We start from the raw sequence: 14,749 nt of genomic DNA on the forward strand, positions 1-14,749 counted from the left end.
AAACGGGTCAAATCAGACCTTTGTCACTCAGGTAGCTCTCGGCCACATCCGACGCCAGCTGGCGCTCCGCGTCGACCTGCGCGTTGAGCCGCATCAGGTCCTCGGTGGTGAGTACGTCGGACAGCGCGTTGAGCGCGTCCGCGACCTCCGGGTGCTCGTCGAGGAAGGACGAACTCACCACAGGCACAAGGTTCTCGGCGTTCTGCCAGTCCAGGTCGTCCTCGAGTACGACGAGCTCCAGCTGCTCGATCTGGCCGTCGCTGGTGCCGACCTGGCCGAGGTCGACCTCGCCCTTGGTCAGCGCATCCTTGGTGGCCGGCGTACCGAAGCCCAGCGGCTCGAACTTGTCGATCTTGATGCCGTAGACCTCCTTGAGGCCGCCCTGACAGTCCGGGCGCTCAGGGCAGTCGGGCGCCGCAGCGAGTGCGATGGGTTGTTGCATTTCCCCAAGGTCGCTCAACGTTTCCAGATTGTTGTCTTCGGCGAACTGCTTCGTCACCGCGAACGCGTTCGCGTCCTCAGCCTCGGCCGGCTCGAGCGGGGTGATCTCGTGGTGCGCCGCGAGCTCGCGGAGGCGACCCATCGTCTCCTCCAGGTCCGGCGATGCCACCGGGGCCGCGTCGGCGCCATTCATGTCCCGGTTGAGGAACTCCGTCATCGAGGAGACGTACTCCGGGGCGACGTGGACGTCACCGCTGGCGAGCTGGCCGGCGTAGATCGCCCGGTCGCCGACTCCCTTGAGGGTCGGCTGGAAGCCTTCCTTCTCCAGGAGGGCGGCGTACATCTCCGCCATGATCGACATCTCTGTGTAGTCCTGGTAGGCGATCACGACCTCGCCCTTGGCTGCGCTCTCGCCGCTGTTGCCGTCGCCCCCGTCGAGAGCGTCGGTGCCGCCGTTGCCACAGGCCGCCAGGAGCACCAGGGGTGCGGCGAGTGCGACCGCCAGCGATCGACGTACCCGGGTCTTCCTCGGAAGTGATGCGGAAGCCATCTGCGCTCCCCCTTCTGTGTCCCGCGGCTCTCGCCGCGCGTGTCCGGTGGGCGCTGTGGTGCACCCGCGCTGCTCACTTTAGTCACGGGGTCTCGTGGCGGCGCGAGGGATTGCCGGCTGGCCTAGATGCGTTCGATGCGGCGTCCGGCGACGCGCGCAGGGCCACCGGTTGGCAACTGAGCTTTGGCGGCGACGGGCCCGCTCGGCCGACGGAGGCGCGGCCTGGTCGGACCCGGCGGCCCGGCCTTGTCGCTCACCTCGCTAGGCCGGCCGAGCCAGGTTTCGTCCACAGGCGAGAGGGGCTCGACGTTCTCCACACGTTCGCACATTTGTTCGAGAATGACGTCGGGTGGGCCTAGCGTGGAGACATGAGCCAGACAGCCTTCGCCCCCGGATCCGCGGCAGCAGCCGCGGACGGTGGCTGGGGTGTGCCCGGTGTCGGCGTCGTCTCGGAGTCGTCCTCGGGCCAGGGTTGCGGCGGCTCTGGTTCCGGATCGGGTGAGCCGCCGAGCGGGCACCCGGTGTGCGCTGCGGTGCTGACCTGCCTAGAGACTCTCGACAGTGTGCGCGAGGCGGGCGTCTCAACGCTGCGGCCGGCCGAGATCCGGCTGATGCTGCTCGCGGTCGTCCAGCTGATCGCTGGGTTGTTCGCCTTGAAGATGCGGCTCCTGGTCGCCGGCCAGGTCCAGCGGATCGAGGACCTCACCGGCGCCACCTCGACGGTCGCGTTCGTATCGCACCTGACGCAGACCCGCCGGGCCACCGCCTCGATGGAGATGCGGTTGGCCAGGGATCTGGACCGTCGCTACCGGCTGCTCGCCGATGCGTTGGCGCGAGGCCTGATGAGCCCCGAGCACGTGGCGGTTGCGGTCCGTGCGCTGCGCAAGCTGCCCCGCGATCTCGATCCCGAGAAGCTCGAGGCGTGTCAGCGCGTCCTGATCGACGCAGCGCAAGAGATGGATCCCGCCCAGCTGCGCGCCGTCGGCCGCAAGTTGTGGGAGGTCATCGACCCCGACGGCGCCGACGCCAAGGTGGGCAAGGACCTCGAGGACGAGGAGGAGCTTGCGCGGGCGAAGGCGTTCTTCCAGTCCTGGCGCAACGGCGACGGCACCACCGGCTTCCGCGGCAAGCTGCCCGACGTCCAGGCCGACATGCTGATCAAGGCCCTCCAGGCGTTCGCAGCTCCTCGCCGGCGGTCCAACCCGAACATTCCCACCTCGCAGCCCGACGACGTGCGTCCCGAGGACGCAGACCTGGACTCAGGTCCTGGAGACGCCGGCGCGGATTCCGCTCCCGGCGGCAGCTGCGAGCGCTCTGGCCCCGAGGACGGCTGTGGGGACTCCGGTGCCGCGGGCACCGATGCCGAGGGGGATGAGCCGGCCGAGTCCATCGAGGACGTCCTCGCCGACGAGTCACCGGAGGAGCAGGAGACCGGCCGCACGATCCCCTACCCGGTGCGGCTCGGACACGCGCTGATGGACCTGCTCGAGCGGCTGCCCTCGAAGTTCCTGCCGTCCTCCGGCGGTGTCTCCGCGACGGTGATGGTGACGATGACCCTGGCCGAGCTCGAAGGCCGCAATGGCGTCGCGATGCTCGACACCGGCACCCCGATCTCCGCCAGCCAGGCACGCCGCTTCGCCTGCGAGGCCAAGCTCATCCCGGTCGTACTGAACGGTGAAGGCGTTCCTCTCGACCTCGGCCGCTCCCAGCGCATCTACAACGAGTATCAGCGCCAGGCCATGGCGGTCCGCGACAAGAAGTGCCTGATCGAAGGCTGCGACCGGCCTGCCGCCTGGTGCCACGCTCACCACTTCGAGGAGTGGGAGAAGGGCGGGCCCACTGACCTCGCTTCCGGGGGACTCGTCTGCCCCTACCACCACAGCCTGCTGCACAGCCCGAAGTGGCGGGTCGAATGGGCGAACGGCAAACCCCGACTACGCCGGATCTACACCGCCTGACCCTGCCTTCGCTGAGAGCTCCGGACGTGCTGTTGCGCGCCCGGAGCTTGCCGTTGCCCGCTGGGCACGGCCGACCGGATCGAGAGTCCGCTGGGCCAGGAACATCAACCCCTCCAGGACCAGCGCGATCACCGCGACCACCAGCGCACCGGCGACCACCTCGGGCACGTCCTGGCGCCGGAAGCCCAGCGTGATGATCCGGCCGAGGCCCGGCCCCGCGACCAACGCCGCGATCGTCGCGGTCGCCCACACCTGCACCACCGCGAGCCGGATGCCGGTGACGATCAGCGGCAGCGCCAGCGGCAGCTCGACCCGCCGCAGCAGCTGGTTACCGCGCATGCCCATCCCGCGCGCCGCCTCGACCGTGTCCCGGTCCACCTCGCGCATCCCGACGTAGGCGTTGGTGATGATCGGCGGCAGGGCGAACAGCACCAGCGCGATCAGGGTCGCCAGGCCCGCCCGGCCGTACGGACCCAGGTCGTCACTGCCGACGGGCCCCAGCGCCAGCAGCAGGAGCACCGCGAACGTCGGCACCGCTCTGCCCACGTTGGAGATGTTCACCGCCAGCACACCGCCGCGGCCGATGTGGCCGAGCCAGACCGCGAGCGGCAGGCCGAGGAGTACGGCGGCCAGGGTGGCCGTGCCGGTCAGCAGCAGGTGCTCGACGAGCCGGTTGACCAAGCCCTCCTCGCCACGCCAGTTGGCCGGGTCCTGGAACCACGCGAGGACACCACGCAGGACCTCGATCACGCCGCCCTCCTCGTCCACGGGGTCAGCACCCGTTGCGCTCCGACGAGGAGCAGGTCGAAGGCGACCGCGAGAGCCACGCACAGCACGCTGGCGGTCAGCACCTGCGGACGGAACTGGGTCTGCACCGCCTGCAGCAGGAGGTTGCCGAGGCCGCCGTAGTTCACGATCGCCCCGACCGTGGTCAGCGCGACGGTCGACACGGTCGCGACACGCAGCCCGGCCATGACGCTGGGGAGCGCGAGCGGTAGCTCGACGGTGAGGAGGAGCCGCCCACCGCCGTACCCCATCCCCCGGGCCGCCTCGATCACGTCGGGCGGCACGGAGCGTAGGCCCTCGATGATGTTGCGGACCAGGATCGTCAGGGAGTACAGGACGAGCCCGGTGACCACCGTCGTCGGTGTCAGCCCGGTGATCGGCAGCAGCAGCGCGAACAGCGCCAGCGACGGGATCGTGTAGAGCGCGGTGGTCGTGCCGACGACCAGCCACTCGAGTCTTCGGTACCGTCGGGCGAGCAACGCCAGCGGAAGCGCGACGAGCAGCCCGATCAGGACGGAGACCACCGTGAGCCACACGTGCTGCACCAGCGCGTCGGTGAGCTGCTCGGCGCGACTGTCGAGGTACGCCGGACAGATCCACTCGTTGCGCACCAGGCAGTTGTCGGGCGTCTCCTGCGACAGGACCATCCGTGCAAGGTAGCGAAGATGTGATGATCCGGCTCGACGGCGTGGGCAAGACGTACGCCGACGAGACCGTCGCGGTGCACGACCTGTCGCTGTCGGTGCCACGTGGCGCGCTCGTGTGTCTGGTCGGCCCGTCCGGGTGCGGGAAGTCCACCACGCTGAAGATGGTGAACCGGCTGATCGAGCCGACCACCGGCACGATTACCGTTGACGGGGTCGACGTCCGATCGTCGGACCCGGTGGAGCTGCGCCGGCACATCGGGTACGTCATCCAGCAGGTCGGCCTCTTCCCCCACCAGACCATCCGCACCAACGTCGCGACCGTCCCGTCGCTGCTGGGCTGGCCGCGCGCTCGGTCCGCGGAGCGGGCCGACGAGCTGCTGGAGTTGGTCGGGCTGGACCCTTCGGTGTACGGCGGTCGCTACCCGCATGCGCTCTCCGGCGGAGAACGCCAACGTGTCGGGGTGGCCCGTGCGCTCGCGGCCGACCCGCCGGTGCTGTTGATGGACGAGCCGTTCGGCGCCGTCGACCCGATCAACCGCGGGATGCTGCAGGAGGAGTTCCACCGGCTCCAGCGGTCGCTCGGCAAGACCGTGATGCTGGTGACCCACGACATCGACGAGGCCGTCCGGCTCGGGGACCTGGTGGCGGTGTTCGCACCGGGCGGGCGGCTGGTGCAGTACGCCACGCCGGCCGAGCTTCTCGGCCGGCCGGCCGACGACTTCGTCGCCGAGTTCGTCGGGGCCTCGCGGGGGCTGCGGCGGCTGGCTGTCACGCCGATCCGGGTGGAGGACCTCGTCTCGCCGGTCGAGGCCGGACCGGTGGTGGAGCCCGGACCGGTGGTCGAGCCCGTCGAGACCCCGGGTCGCGGGGTCTCGACAAGCTCGACCAGCGCGAGCTCGACCAGCGGAGGGGTCTCGACAAGCTCGACCAACGGAGAAGTGGAGGTGTCGGCGTCGCTGGAGGACGCGCTGGCGGTGATGATGCGCCAAGACGAGCCGGTGGTACGCGTGGTGCAGGACGGCGAGGTGCTCGGCGTACTCACCCCTGAGGCGATCCACGCGGCCCTGCGACGCTCGGTGACCGAGGACGAGCAGGCCGCGGGCTGACCGGCGGGCTCAGGGCCGCAGGTAGATCCGCTGCTTGTGCAGCACGGCGGTCACCACGACCCACAGCAGCAGCATCGTGAGCATGAAGCTCAGCTCGGCGTTGCCGATGACGTCGACGCGGTCGGCCAGCGCCTGGCTCCACGTCGTCTCGCCGCCGTTGTCGTCGAGCACGTGGAGGACGAGGTGGCTGCCGAAGTACACCAGCAGGCTGTTGCGGCCGAGCGCGACGAGCGGCCAGCTCAGCCAGCCGCGGGTGCGCTTCCACACGCGGGGTGCGCGCAGGTCCATCGCGGCGATGCCGGCGGCGAACACCGCGACCCCGAGCGCTGCGACGCCGAGCGCGAACGGTGTGGTCCACAGCCGCTTCATCGCCGGGACGTACGCCTCCGCCGCCCACGCCGCTCCGGCGACGAGCACGGCCCAGCCGAGGATCCACGCCGGCGCCCGCCACGAGCCGCGGTTGGCGAGCGCGAGGTGCCCGGCCGTCGTACCGACCATCGCCGTCACCAGCGCGCCCATCGTCGCGACCAGCCCCTCGGGGTCGTGGCCGAGCTCCCCGAACGCGTAGACGTGGTCGGTGCCCAGCAGTGCGAAGTCGATCGTGCGGGAGGGGTTGCACTCGGGGGTGAGTACGGCGGTCGCGCAGCCGGCCTGCCAGGAGGCGAAGAACGCCGTCATCGCGCCGGCCACGATGAGCGTGGCGATCGCCCAGTGCAGGGGGCGTCGGAGCACGAGATGGAGCACGCCGACGACGAGCACAAGCACGGCGTACACCTGAAGCGGGCCGGTGAACCGCAACGTGTCGAGGTCGGTGGAGCCGGTCATCACCGCGGTGTAGGCCAGGCCGATCAGCAGCAACAGGACGCTGCGGCGGAGCATCCGGCGCCAGCCGATCGTGTTGCGGTGCGCGAACGCCAGACCCACGCCGGAGAACGTCACGAACACCGGGAAGATCAGGTCGACCGCGGTGACCCCGATCCACTGCGCGTGCACCAACTGCTCGGGCCGGGGCGAGAACATCGAGATGACCAGGATGTTGACGACCAGCAGGATCCCGCGGACGGTGTCCAGCGAGCCGACGCGGCGGTGGGCCTGCTTCACCGGCGCCTTCTCGGCGACTGGCGTGTCTTCTGTGATGGTGCTCCCCCGACTCATGCCCGGGAGAGTACCTGCATCAGCTCCAGTTGATCGTCAGCACCGTGGGCGCGCTGTGCACCTGCACGTTGGCGCGGTTGAGTGCCGCCATCCGCACGGTGAGCGGGATCTGACGCGGAGCCCGCGCGAGCCGCTTGGGGTTGCGCGCCTTCACGCAGACCTGGCCGAACTGCGGGCCGAAGTCGGAGCTCAGCTGGCTCACCCGGACGATGAAGTGCCGGCGTACGGCGGGCGGGGCCGAGACCAGCTGGAGCTCGCCGCTGCCTGCGTGCACCGCCCGGGAGCGGACGTTCGGCGCGATGCACACTGACCCGCCGGCGCGCAGGCGCGCACTGCTCGCCCGCGCGCTCTTCTTGACCACCTTGACCATCCACTTGGTCGGCAGGGCGAAGCGGGTGGTGGTCCGGACACCCTCGAAGCGCTCGAAGTCGACGACACCCTCCGGGGTGGGCGGGGCGTACACCGGATTGCCGTTGTCGTCCTCGACCCAGCCGTCGATCACGAAGTCGACCTCGAACCAGTCCTTGGTCCAGTAGTCCTTCGGCGGCATCGGCGCGTCGTCCCGGCTGCGCTCGAGGAAGGCGCCCACCCAGAGGCCGGACGGCGGCTCGTCGACCCGGAAGTACTTCTGCATCGTCTCGTTCAGGGTCGCCTCGACGCGCGTCGCCGACCCGTTCCTGAGCTTCGTCGGGACGAAGAACGATCCTTGACGCTGGTACTGCATCCAGCTGTCGCCGTACTTCGCCTCGTGGGTGAGCTCGCCGGTGTCCCACTGGCTCAGCACGTCGTACCGGCTGACCAGGTCCACGCCGGTCACCTGCGGGATCTCGGCGGACTGGGGCGCCGGGACTGCGGTGCGAGCGCTGGCGGCGGGCGCTGCGGCGAGGCCGAGGGTGAGTACGAGGGCGGTCGAGACGAGCAGGCGGTTCTTCACGGTTCCTCCGGTGTGGGTGCGGGGAAACCGTAGGCGGCAGGGCGGGACGCCCGCAGACAAATCGGACATCTGGTACGGGTGCTCGGCCTGGAATGGGCAGAAACGGCAATCCCGCTCGTGGAATGGGCACGAACGACAGCTCCAGAGCGAAATCTGTGTCGTTCGTGCCCAATTCTCGGAGGCTGGTGTCGTTCGTGCCCACTTCGCGGGCCTGGTCGGGCCCGGCGGTCCTAGTCCAGGCCGGGGACGTCGCGGGCGCCGTAGCTGAAGATCAGGCCGGCGGAGACACAGCCCACCACGGCGACCAGCCAGCGGCCGGGGAAGTCCTGGGTGACCATCCAGACCAGCCCCATCGTCGCGAGCATCCCGCCGGCCGCTGTGTAGAGGGCCCAGGCGAGGTGCTGCAGGACGTACCCGACCAGCCTCGGAAGCTCGGTGTCGGTCGTGCTGGGTGCTGGCATGTCGTCACCTTCCGTCTCAGGAGGTTCCTCCCCCGTGCGGGGGTCAACCTACCGTCGCGGGGTGGGTCCGGAGGTTTCGAGACGCTCGCAAGCTCGCTCCTCAACCACCGGGGCGTCCTCAACCACCGGGCCTCTCAACCACCGGCGGGGGTGGCGCGCATGAGGATGACGTCGCCGTGGGTGCCGTAGCGCAGCTTCTTCTCCGCGTACGGCGTGCCGTCGAAGGTGATCAGGAACCGGCCACCGCCGAAGGAGGCGGGCAGGTCGAACACCATCGGGTGCGGGATGTTGCTGCCGTACGGCGCATCCAGCCGGCCCACCTCCTTCATCCCGAGGTCGTAGGCGCGGTAGCAGCGCTCGTGGCCGTCGCTGGCGAGCATCAGCCAACCCGTGCCGGGACCGGACGGCTCAGCAAGGATCGGGCCCTCGGTCTGGTGGAGCGAGTCGTCCTGGCCGACCCGCTCCAGGCCCTCGGTCCAGTGCGCGGCGCCGGCCGGGCCGACCGCGAGGCCGGGGTGGAAGTCGCTGGGCTGGTGGCCGACGCTCTCGACGTAGGAGACGTACCAACGACCGTCGATGCGCGTCATCCCCGGGTCGTAGTGCCCGTTGCGGGTCGGGATCGGCGCGACCTCGGTCTTCAACACGTGCACGCCGTGGAGTAGGTCGTCGGCGCTGTCGGTGTGCCGCACGACGATCCGGCTCTGCGGGGTGAAGTCGCCCCACGAGCTCACCGCGACGAGCCACCGGTCACTGTCCCGGACCAGCTGGCCGGCGTGGTCGCCGAGCAGCAGCCCGTCGCGGTGGGAGAACAGGTGCCCGGTCTGCTCGAGCTCGAGCCGCCCCTCGGCCAAGGCGCCCGCGTCGAGGGAGAACACGCCCCAGTGCGCCTGCTGGAAGAACCCGAGGCCGGAGCAGGTGGCGGTGAGGAACAGCCTGCCGTCGGAGACGTACGGCGACCCGTCGGCGTGCTGCACCAGGTGCAGGTCGCGCATCCCGGCCATCCCGAACAGCCCGGCTCGCGCGGTCGCCAGGTCCGTCGTACCGCCGCGGGAGCCCCACGCCGCGGTGAACCGGGCCAGCGTCGCGGGGTCGCGGAAGTCGATGCGCGGGCGCACCCGGTCGCGGTCGATGAACGCCGGGCGCCAGCCGTTGCCGAAGTCCATCAGCACGGTGGGCCGGTTCTCCAGCAGCACCAGCGCCATTCGCTGCGGGTGGTGGCGCAGGTGCCGGTGCCGCAGCACGGTGGTGGTGCCCGCGACGCTCAGCTCGAGGCCGGCCTCGTTGGTGCTCGGGTCGTGGAAGCCGAGCAGGTGGTCACCGTTGGCGGCGGCGAGCCCGGCGACCGTCGTACCGGGCCCGGAGCCGAGCGCCACCTCGACGGTGACGAACGGAGCCGGCGGGGAGTACACGCTACGGACCAGGCCGTCCACGCTGCCGGGCCGCTCGTCGACGGCGACGAAGCCCCGCGAGAGCGGTTCGAACAGCCGGGTCCGGTCGACGACCTCGAACCGCGGACCCACCGTGGCGGGCCGGCGTCGCAGGAGCCTCACTCGACCGGGACGTCCTTGTGCCAGGACTGGGTGACGTACTTGGTCTTCCAGCCCATGGAGAGGTACAGCGCGTCCGCCCGCGTCGGGGAGTCGGCGTCGACCTCGAGGCCCACGCGGTCGCGCCCGCGGGAGGCGGCGTCGGCGATGATCATGTTGAGCAGCGCCTTGGCGACCCCGCGACCGCGAGCGTTCTCGAGCACGCCGATGTAGGACACGTAGGAGCCGTCGGGCTGGGGCTCGCCCTGGTCGTTCAGGCCGCCCTCGATCATCGTGCCGACCAGCGCGCCGGCCGGCTGCGGCTCCTCGCCGTCGTCGACGATCTCGGCGATCCACCAGTGGTCCCAGCGGTGGCCGGGGTCCTCGCGCAGCCGGAAGATGAACTCGTCGAAGGACTCCTCCGCCGAGTTGAAGTGGTCGGCGAACGCCGCCTCGAGAATGTCGTGCACGGTGCGCAGGTCGTCCTCGTCGGGCATGCCGCCGCCCTGGCGCATCACCGGGCGGATGATCACGCCGCGGTCCGGCTCGGGCGCGAGGTCCTCGTCACCGGGCTCGACGGGCCGGTTCATCTGCCACCAGCTGCGGACCTGCTCGTAGCCGGCCTGCTCCAGCCACCGATGCTGCCGCGGGTCGTCGGCGAACGCGCCGGAGTCGATCTGCTGTACGTCGAGCCCGCGGCCGCGGCCGATCTTGCGGGCGGCCCAGTCGGCCCACTCGAACAGCTTCATGGCCACCATGTCGGCGGTCTGGTCGTCGAGGTCGCGCTCGACCATGACCTGCATCAGCATCCGGCCGCTGGCGCGGTCGTGGGCGGTGGCCCAGCCGCGGATCTTGCCCTCAGGGTCGCGGAGCACGACGTTCTCGCGGACGATCTGCCCCTTGGCGCCGACCTCGACGAGGACGTCGTCCTTGGTGGATCCGGGCCAGCCGCGGCCGACCTCTTCGTGCCTTCGTAACAGGGCGGTGAGCTCGGCCGCGTCGTCCTCGTCGGGGACCGCCGCAGACCAGCCGTCAGGCAGGTCGAGCTCGGGAAGGTTTGCGTCTTTTCGGTCTTCGCCGGTTGAGATCACCGAGGCATTGTCTCAAAAGGGGAGACAACCGGGCCGACCCGGGGGCTTCGGCGGTGGTTGAGGAGGGAGCGCAGCGACCGTCTCGAAACCACCAGGGATGACGCGGCGGGTCCGGCGGTCTCGAGACGGGCTCTTTCCTCGCCCTCCTTAACCACCGGGTGGGTCAGGCGTGCTTGCGGTCCTCGGCGTCGGAGGCGCTGGCGCTCTGCACCTTCTCCTCCCACGCGAGCAGGTCGACGACCGTCTCGGCGTCGAGGGCGCCGTCCCAGCCCTCCCAGGTCGCGAGCTCGTCGGCCTGCTCGGCCTTGCGGATCTCGAGCTGCTCCTGGAGCTCGGCGACGAGCTCCTGGGCCTCGTTGGCCCGGCGCGCCTCGCGCTTGACCCGGGTCTCCGCCTCGATCGCGCGGGCCTCGGCGAGCACGATCGTGCCCTCGAGCTCCTTGATGGACCGGTCGCGCGCGGCGAGGCTGTCGGTCATCACGGAGGTGAACTCGGCGTGCTCGGCGGCGCGCTCGTTGAACATCTTGCGGTACGCCTGGGCCTGCGCGGCACGGTCGGCGGCGGCCTCCTGGCGGCTCTGCAGCAGCTCGGAGTACACGATCCGCGACGCCAGCGCGCCGCAGACCAGCGCGAACACCGACGAGAACGACAGCCACAGCGGCGACTGCGTGGGCAGGGCGAGGATCACGACGAGGGTGGCGGACGCGAGGAGACCGACGGCAACGGTCACGCGAACACTTCGTTGACGGCGGCGAGCGGGAGTACGAACGGGGGAAGGAGCGCTCATGGCTCTCAGGGTAGGTCCGAGTCCTCCCCACCGCGGACGCGACACGCGCGCTCCAGCAGCAACGATCCTGCGACGATCAGCACACCCGCGGCCCCGGCCACCAGCGACTGGATCATCCGCTGCTGGGCGAGCGCGGCCTCGCTGACCCGCCACCAGCTGAGCGCGTAGCCGAAGTACCCTCCGGCGACCACCGAGCCGGCCAGCGCGCTGGCCTTGGCGAGCACGAGCCGGTTGACCGCCTTGTACGCCTCCAGCCGGATGCCCCGGCGGTGCAGGTCACGGTACGTCGACCACGCGACCATGCCCATGATCAGCGCGACGAGCAACAGCGCGAGCACCGGCGTCCACCCCACCGTGGGAGCCGAGCCGTTGACCCGGATGCTCACCGGCCGGAGCAGCCAGCCCAGCACGAAGCCGACGAGCGCCGAGCCCACGACAGCACCCACGCTCGTCGTACGGACGTGGCCAGTGGGGGGCTCGGGCGGCTCGGGACCTTCGGGCTCCGGCGGCAGCTCGCGACTCACAGAAGGGCTCAGAGCTCGAGGACGAGGTCCTCGCGCTTGGTGACCGCCTGGTCGCCTACCTGCTCGAGCAGGGTCTTGACGGCGCCGTGGTCGGGCAGCTCGGCGTCGGGCTCGACGTCGTGCCACGGTGCGAGCACGAACGCGCGCTCGTGGGCCTGCGGGTGCGGGAGGACCAGGTCGGGGTCGTTCGCCCGACGGTCACCGACGACGACCAGGTCGACGTCGAGGGTGCGCGCCTCGCCCTTGATGCCGGTGCGCTCGCGGCCGAAGGCATCCTCGATCGCCTGGCAGCGCTCGAGCAGCGTCCGCGCCGAGAGCGTGGTGTCGATCAGGATCACCGCGTTGAGGAAGTTCTTGGAGCCCTCGGGGGCACCGACCGGCTCGGTCTCGTACACCGGGGACACCGAGGTCAGCCACACCTCGGGGGTGTCGGCGAGGGAGTTGACCGCGCCCTGCAGGCTCCCGAAGCGGTCCCCCAGGTTGGACCCGATCGCCAGCACGCAGCGACGGATGGGGTGCATCTCGCCGGTGAGGGTGTCGGTGTCCACGATGTTCGGGTTCGGCGTCTCAGTCACGATCGGCTCCGATGGATAGTGAGGGCCACGTCCGAGAACGTCGCCTCGATGGGGGCGTCAGGCTTGTGCACGGTGACTTCCGTCCACTGCACCCGGCTGTCGGTCAGGCACACATCGGCGATGCGTTGCGCCAGGGTCTCGATGAGGTCAACGGGATCGGTCTCCACTGCCCTCTTGACCGCCGCCACGAGGTTTCCGTAGTCGACGGTGTCCTGCAAGTCGTCGCTGGCCGCCGCGGGACGCGTGTCCATCCCGAGCACCAGGTCGACCTTGAAGAGCTGCCCCTCACGGCGCTCGAAGTCGAACACACCGTGATGACCGAAGGCCTCGACCCCGTGCACCGCCAGCCGGTCAGTGCCCGTTACGGGGCCAAGGTCACTGCTCATCATGCTCCGACGAGATTACCGGGGAGGAGTGATGGATCCACAACCGCCAGGTGTCCCCTGTGCGAACGAACACATTGGTCGCCACCGCCCGGGCCCCCGCGAACGCGTCGTCGGCGGTGCTCTCGTCGGCGGTCAGGACGTTCTCGGTGCAGGTCACCGAGGCCACGTCGGCGTGCACGTTGACCTCGACGTCGGTGAGGAAGAACTGGATGTACGGCGTGTTCGCCATGATCAGCGCCCACGAACGGGTGATCGTCGACGACCCGCGCAGCGGCGTCGTGCCCGGGTGGATGCACACCGTGTCCGGCGCGTCGAGCCAGATCTCGGTCATCGCATCCAGGTCGCCGCGTTCGAACGCCGCGTAGAAGTCGGCGTTGAGCTCCTCGACTGCCGCCCTGTCGCGCTGCAGCTGGTCGGTGCGGTCGGTCATCGTGTCTCTCCGGGCGTTGCACTGCCCGCGCCGGCGGTGGTGGCCGCGTCGGCGGGGGCGCCGGCGCCGGCTCTGGTGGCCGCGCCGGCGGGGGCGCCCGCTGCCCAGGCGGCGGCGACGCGGACGGCGTCGGCGGTGGGGCGTACGGCGTGGGCGCGGATGCACCACGCCCCGGCCGCCGCGGCCAGCGCCGTGGTGGCCGCAGTCGCGTCGTCGCGCTCCAGCGGGGGCCGGAGCTCGCCGTCCCGGCCAGCCAGCAGGTGCCCGAGGAACCGCTTGCGGCTCGTCGCGATCAGCAGCGGATGCCCCAGGTCGTGGTACCTCTCCGTGGCGGCGAGCACCTGCCAGTTCTGGCCGGCGGTCTTGGAGAACCCGATGCCCGGATCCAGCGCGATCCGCTCCGGGGCGATCCCGGCGGCCAGCGCCAGGTCGAGCTGCTCGGTCAGCTCCTTGGCCACGTCGGCGACCACGTCGTCGTACTCCGTGCGCTGCTGCATCTCAACGGAGTGCGCGCGCCAGTGCATGAGGACGTACGGCGCCCCGAGGGCGGCCACGGTCTCGAACATCCGGTCGTCCGCACGGCCGCCCGAGACGTCGTTGACCAACCGCGCGCCGGCCTCGACCGCGGCTTTGGCGACGTCGGCGCGCATCGTGTCGACCGAGATCGTGATGTCGTCGGCGGCCAGTGCGCTGATCACCGGGAGGATCCGGTCCATCTCCTCCTGCGGGCTCGGCCGGGTGGCCCCGGGGCGGGTGGACTCGCCGCCCACGTCGACCAGGTCGGCGCCCTGCTCGGCGAGCTCCCGACCGTGCGCGATCGCCTTGTCGGTGTCGAACCACCGTCCGCCGTCGGAGAAGCTGTCCGGGGTCACGTTGAGCACGCCCATGACGAGTGCGCGGTCGAGCTCGGGGAGCCCCGCGACATGTCTGGGCGGACCGACGTACATGGTCCCGACCCTATCCCGCGGGCCCGGGGCGCCCCGAGTGCCCGGCTGCCCGACAGTTGAGGCTGGGAATGGGCAGATACGACAGTTGCGCGCGAGGAATGGGCAGATACGACAGTTGCGCGCGAGGAATGGGCAGATGCGACAACTCTGGGGCTGTCTGAGTGTCGTTCGTGCCCATTTCTGGTCGGGGCCTGTCGTATCTGCCCAATCTTGCCGCCATGGGGTGTCCGAGGACCGTCCACAGCGGGACCCGGCTGCCGGCCATCCCCAGGCGGCGTCTGACCGGCCCACTCGTGGGTCCCGCGACGCGATGCTGCGGGTATGCCTCCGACCCCGCTCATCCCTGTCCGCGGCCGTGTGCGGCGCACGGACTACGTCCAGCTCTCCCGCGGGCTGCACATGCCGAGGGCCGGCGGGGGTCAACATGCAGCGCTGCACGCTTGGT

15 protein-coding genes and 1 pseudogene are annotated in these 14,749 nt (G+C 70.5%); 2 read left to right on the forward strand and 14 right to left on the reverse strand.

Translation table 11 applies throughout. The annotated features are described in order from the left end of the window. Nucleotides 1-7 precede the first annotated feature (7 nt). A complete protein-coding gene (locus ACYVIH_RS08715; RefSeq protein WP_460868266.1) occupies nucleotides 8-991 on the reverse strand; it encodes an ABC transporter substrate-binding protein in 984 nt (327 codons plus the stop codon). A 368-nt stretch (nucleotides 992-1,359) separates the two neighbouring features. On the opposite strand from ACYVIH_RS08715, the gene ACYVIH_RS08720 reads away from it, so the two are divergent. After that, on the forward strand, nucleotides 1,360-2,949 hold the full coding sequence (locus tag ACYVIH_RS08720; protein WP_460868268.1) for an HNH endonuclease signature motif containing protein: 1,590 nt from the start codon (nucleotides 1,360-1,362) through the stop codon (nucleotides 2,947-2,949). Here ACYVIH_RS08720 and ACYVIH_RS08725 read toward each other — a convergent pair. Together ACYVIH_RS08725 and ACYVIH_RS08730 are read right to left on the reverse strand one after the other, a co-directional pair. Next, nucleotides 2,926-3,699, reverse strand: a complete 774-nt coding sequence (locus tag ACYVIH_RS08725) for an ABC transporter permease (protein WP_460868270.1) — start codon at nucleotides 3,697-3,699, stop codon at nucleotides 2,926-2,928. The genes ACYVIH_RS08720 and ACYVIH_RS08725 overlap by 24 nt on opposite strands. Then, on the reverse strand, nucleotides 3,696-4,382 hold the full coding sequence (locus tag ACYVIH_RS08730; protein ID WP_460868272.1) for an ABC transporter permease: 687 nt from the start codon (nucleotides 4,380-4,382) through the stop codon (nucleotides 3,696-3,698). The genes ACYVIH_RS08725 and ACYVIH_RS08730 overlap by 4 nt, the downstream gene beginning before the upstream one ends. 23 nt (nucleotides 4,383-4,405) lie before the next feature. On the opposite strand from ACYVIH_RS08730, the gene ACYVIH_RS08735 reads away from it, so the two are divergent. Then, nucleotides 4,406-5,488 carry an ABC transporter ATP-binding protein gene (locus ACYVIH_RS08735; RefSeq protein ID WP_460868274.1) on the forward strand — a complete coding sequence of 361 codons (1,083 nt, stop codon included), beginning with the start codon at nucleotides 4,406-4,408 and terminating at the stop codon, nucleotides 5,486-5,488. Nucleotides 5,489-5,497: 9 nt separating this feature from the next. Here the strand turns inward: ACYVIH_RS08735 and ACYVIH_RS08740 are convergent, their stop codons facing one another. From ACYVIH_RS08740 to folP, 11 genes and pseudogenes are all read right to left on the reverse strand, one after another. Further along, the gene (locus ACYVIH_RS08740) at nucleotides 5,498-6,643 is read right to left on the reverse strand and encodes a heparan-alpha-glucosaminide N-acetyltransferase domain-containing protein (protein WP_460868276.1); all 1,146 of its coding nucleotides are present in this window, start codon (nucleotides 6,641-6,643) and stop codon (nucleotides 5,498-5,500) included. A gap of 19 nt (nucleotides 6,644-6,662) precedes the next feature. Then, nucleotides 6,663-7,577 carry a hypothetical protein gene (locus ACYVIH_RS08745; protein WP_460868278.1) on the reverse strand — a complete coding sequence of 305 codons (915 nt, stop codon included), beginning with the start codon at nucleotides 7,575-7,577 and terminating at the stop codon, nucleotides 6,663-6,665. A 230-nt stretch (nucleotides 7,578-7,807) separates the two neighbouring features. Next, nucleotides 7,808-8,038: a hypothetical protein gene (locus ACYVIH_RS08750; protein WP_460868280.1), complete on the reverse strand. Its 231-nt coding sequence runs from the start codon at nucleotides 8,036-8,038 to the stop codon at nucleotides 7,808-7,810. A gap of 134 nt (nucleotides 8,039-8,172) precedes the next feature. After that, nucleotides 8,173-9,588, reverse strand: coding sequence for a hypothetical protein (locus ACYVIH_RS08755; protein ID WP_460868282.1), 1,416 nt, complete (start codon nucleotides 9,586-9,588; stop codon nucleotides 8,173-8,175). Beyond that, the gene (locus ACYVIH_RS08760) at nucleotides 9,585-10,655 is read right to left on the reverse strand and encodes a GNAT family N-acetyltransferase (protein ID WP_460868283.1); all 1,071 of its coding nucleotides are present in this window, start codon (nucleotides 10,653-10,655) and stop codon (nucleotides 9,585-9,587) included. The genes ACYVIH_RS08755 and ACYVIH_RS08760 overlap by 4 nt, the downstream gene beginning before the upstream one ends. 163 nt (nucleotides 10,656-10,818) lie before the next feature. Next, nucleotides 10,819-11,385 carry a hypothetical protein gene (locus ACYVIH_RS08765; protein ID WP_460868286.1) on the reverse strand — a complete coding sequence of 189 codons (567 nt, stop codon included), beginning with the start codon at nucleotides 11,383-11,385 and terminating at the stop codon, nucleotides 10,819-10,821. Nucleotides 11,386-11,447: 62 nt separating this feature from the next. After that, nucleotides 11,448-11,888, reverse strand: a complete 441-nt coding sequence (locus ACYVIH_RS08770) for a DUF3180 domain-containing protein (RefSeq protein ID WP_460868288.1) — start codon at nucleotides 11,886-11,888, stop codon at nucleotides 11,448-11,450. 86 nt (nucleotides 11,889-11,974) lie between these two features. Further along, on the reverse strand, nucleotides 11,975-12,541 hold the full coding sequence (gene folK / locus ACYVIH_RS08775; RefSeq protein WP_460868290.1) for a 2-amino-4-hydroxy-6-hydroxymethyldihydropteridine diphosphokinase: 567 nt from the start codon (nucleotides 12,539-12,541) through the stop codon (nucleotides 11,975-11,977). After that, nucleotides 12,538-12,930 carry a dihydroneopterin aldolase gene (gene folB, locus ACYVIH_RS08780; RefSeq protein WP_460868292.1) on the reverse strand — a complete coding sequence of 131 codons (393 nt, stop codon included), beginning with the start codon at nucleotides 12,928-12,930 and terminating at the stop codon, nucleotides 12,538-12,540. Before folB ends, folK begins: the two co-directional genes overlap by 4 nt. Then, nucleotides 12,917-13,357 carry a nuclear transport factor 2 family protein gene (locus tag ACYVIH_RS08785; RefSeq protein WP_460868294.1) on the reverse strand — a complete coding sequence of 147 codons (441 nt, stop codon included), beginning with the start codon at nucleotides 13,355-13,357 and terminating at the stop codon, nucleotides 12,917-12,919. Before ACYVIH_RS08785 ends, folB begins: the two co-directional genes overlap by 14 nt. 110 nt (nucleotides 13,358-13,467) lie before the next feature. Beyond that, nucleotides 13,468-14,304 (reverse strand): annotated as a pseudogene (gene folP, locus ACYVIH_RS08790) (dihydropteroate synthase); the annotation flags it as partial. Nucleotides 14,305-14,749: the final 445 nt, after the last annotated feature.

This window comes from Nocardioides pakistanensis, assembly GCF_054781215.1.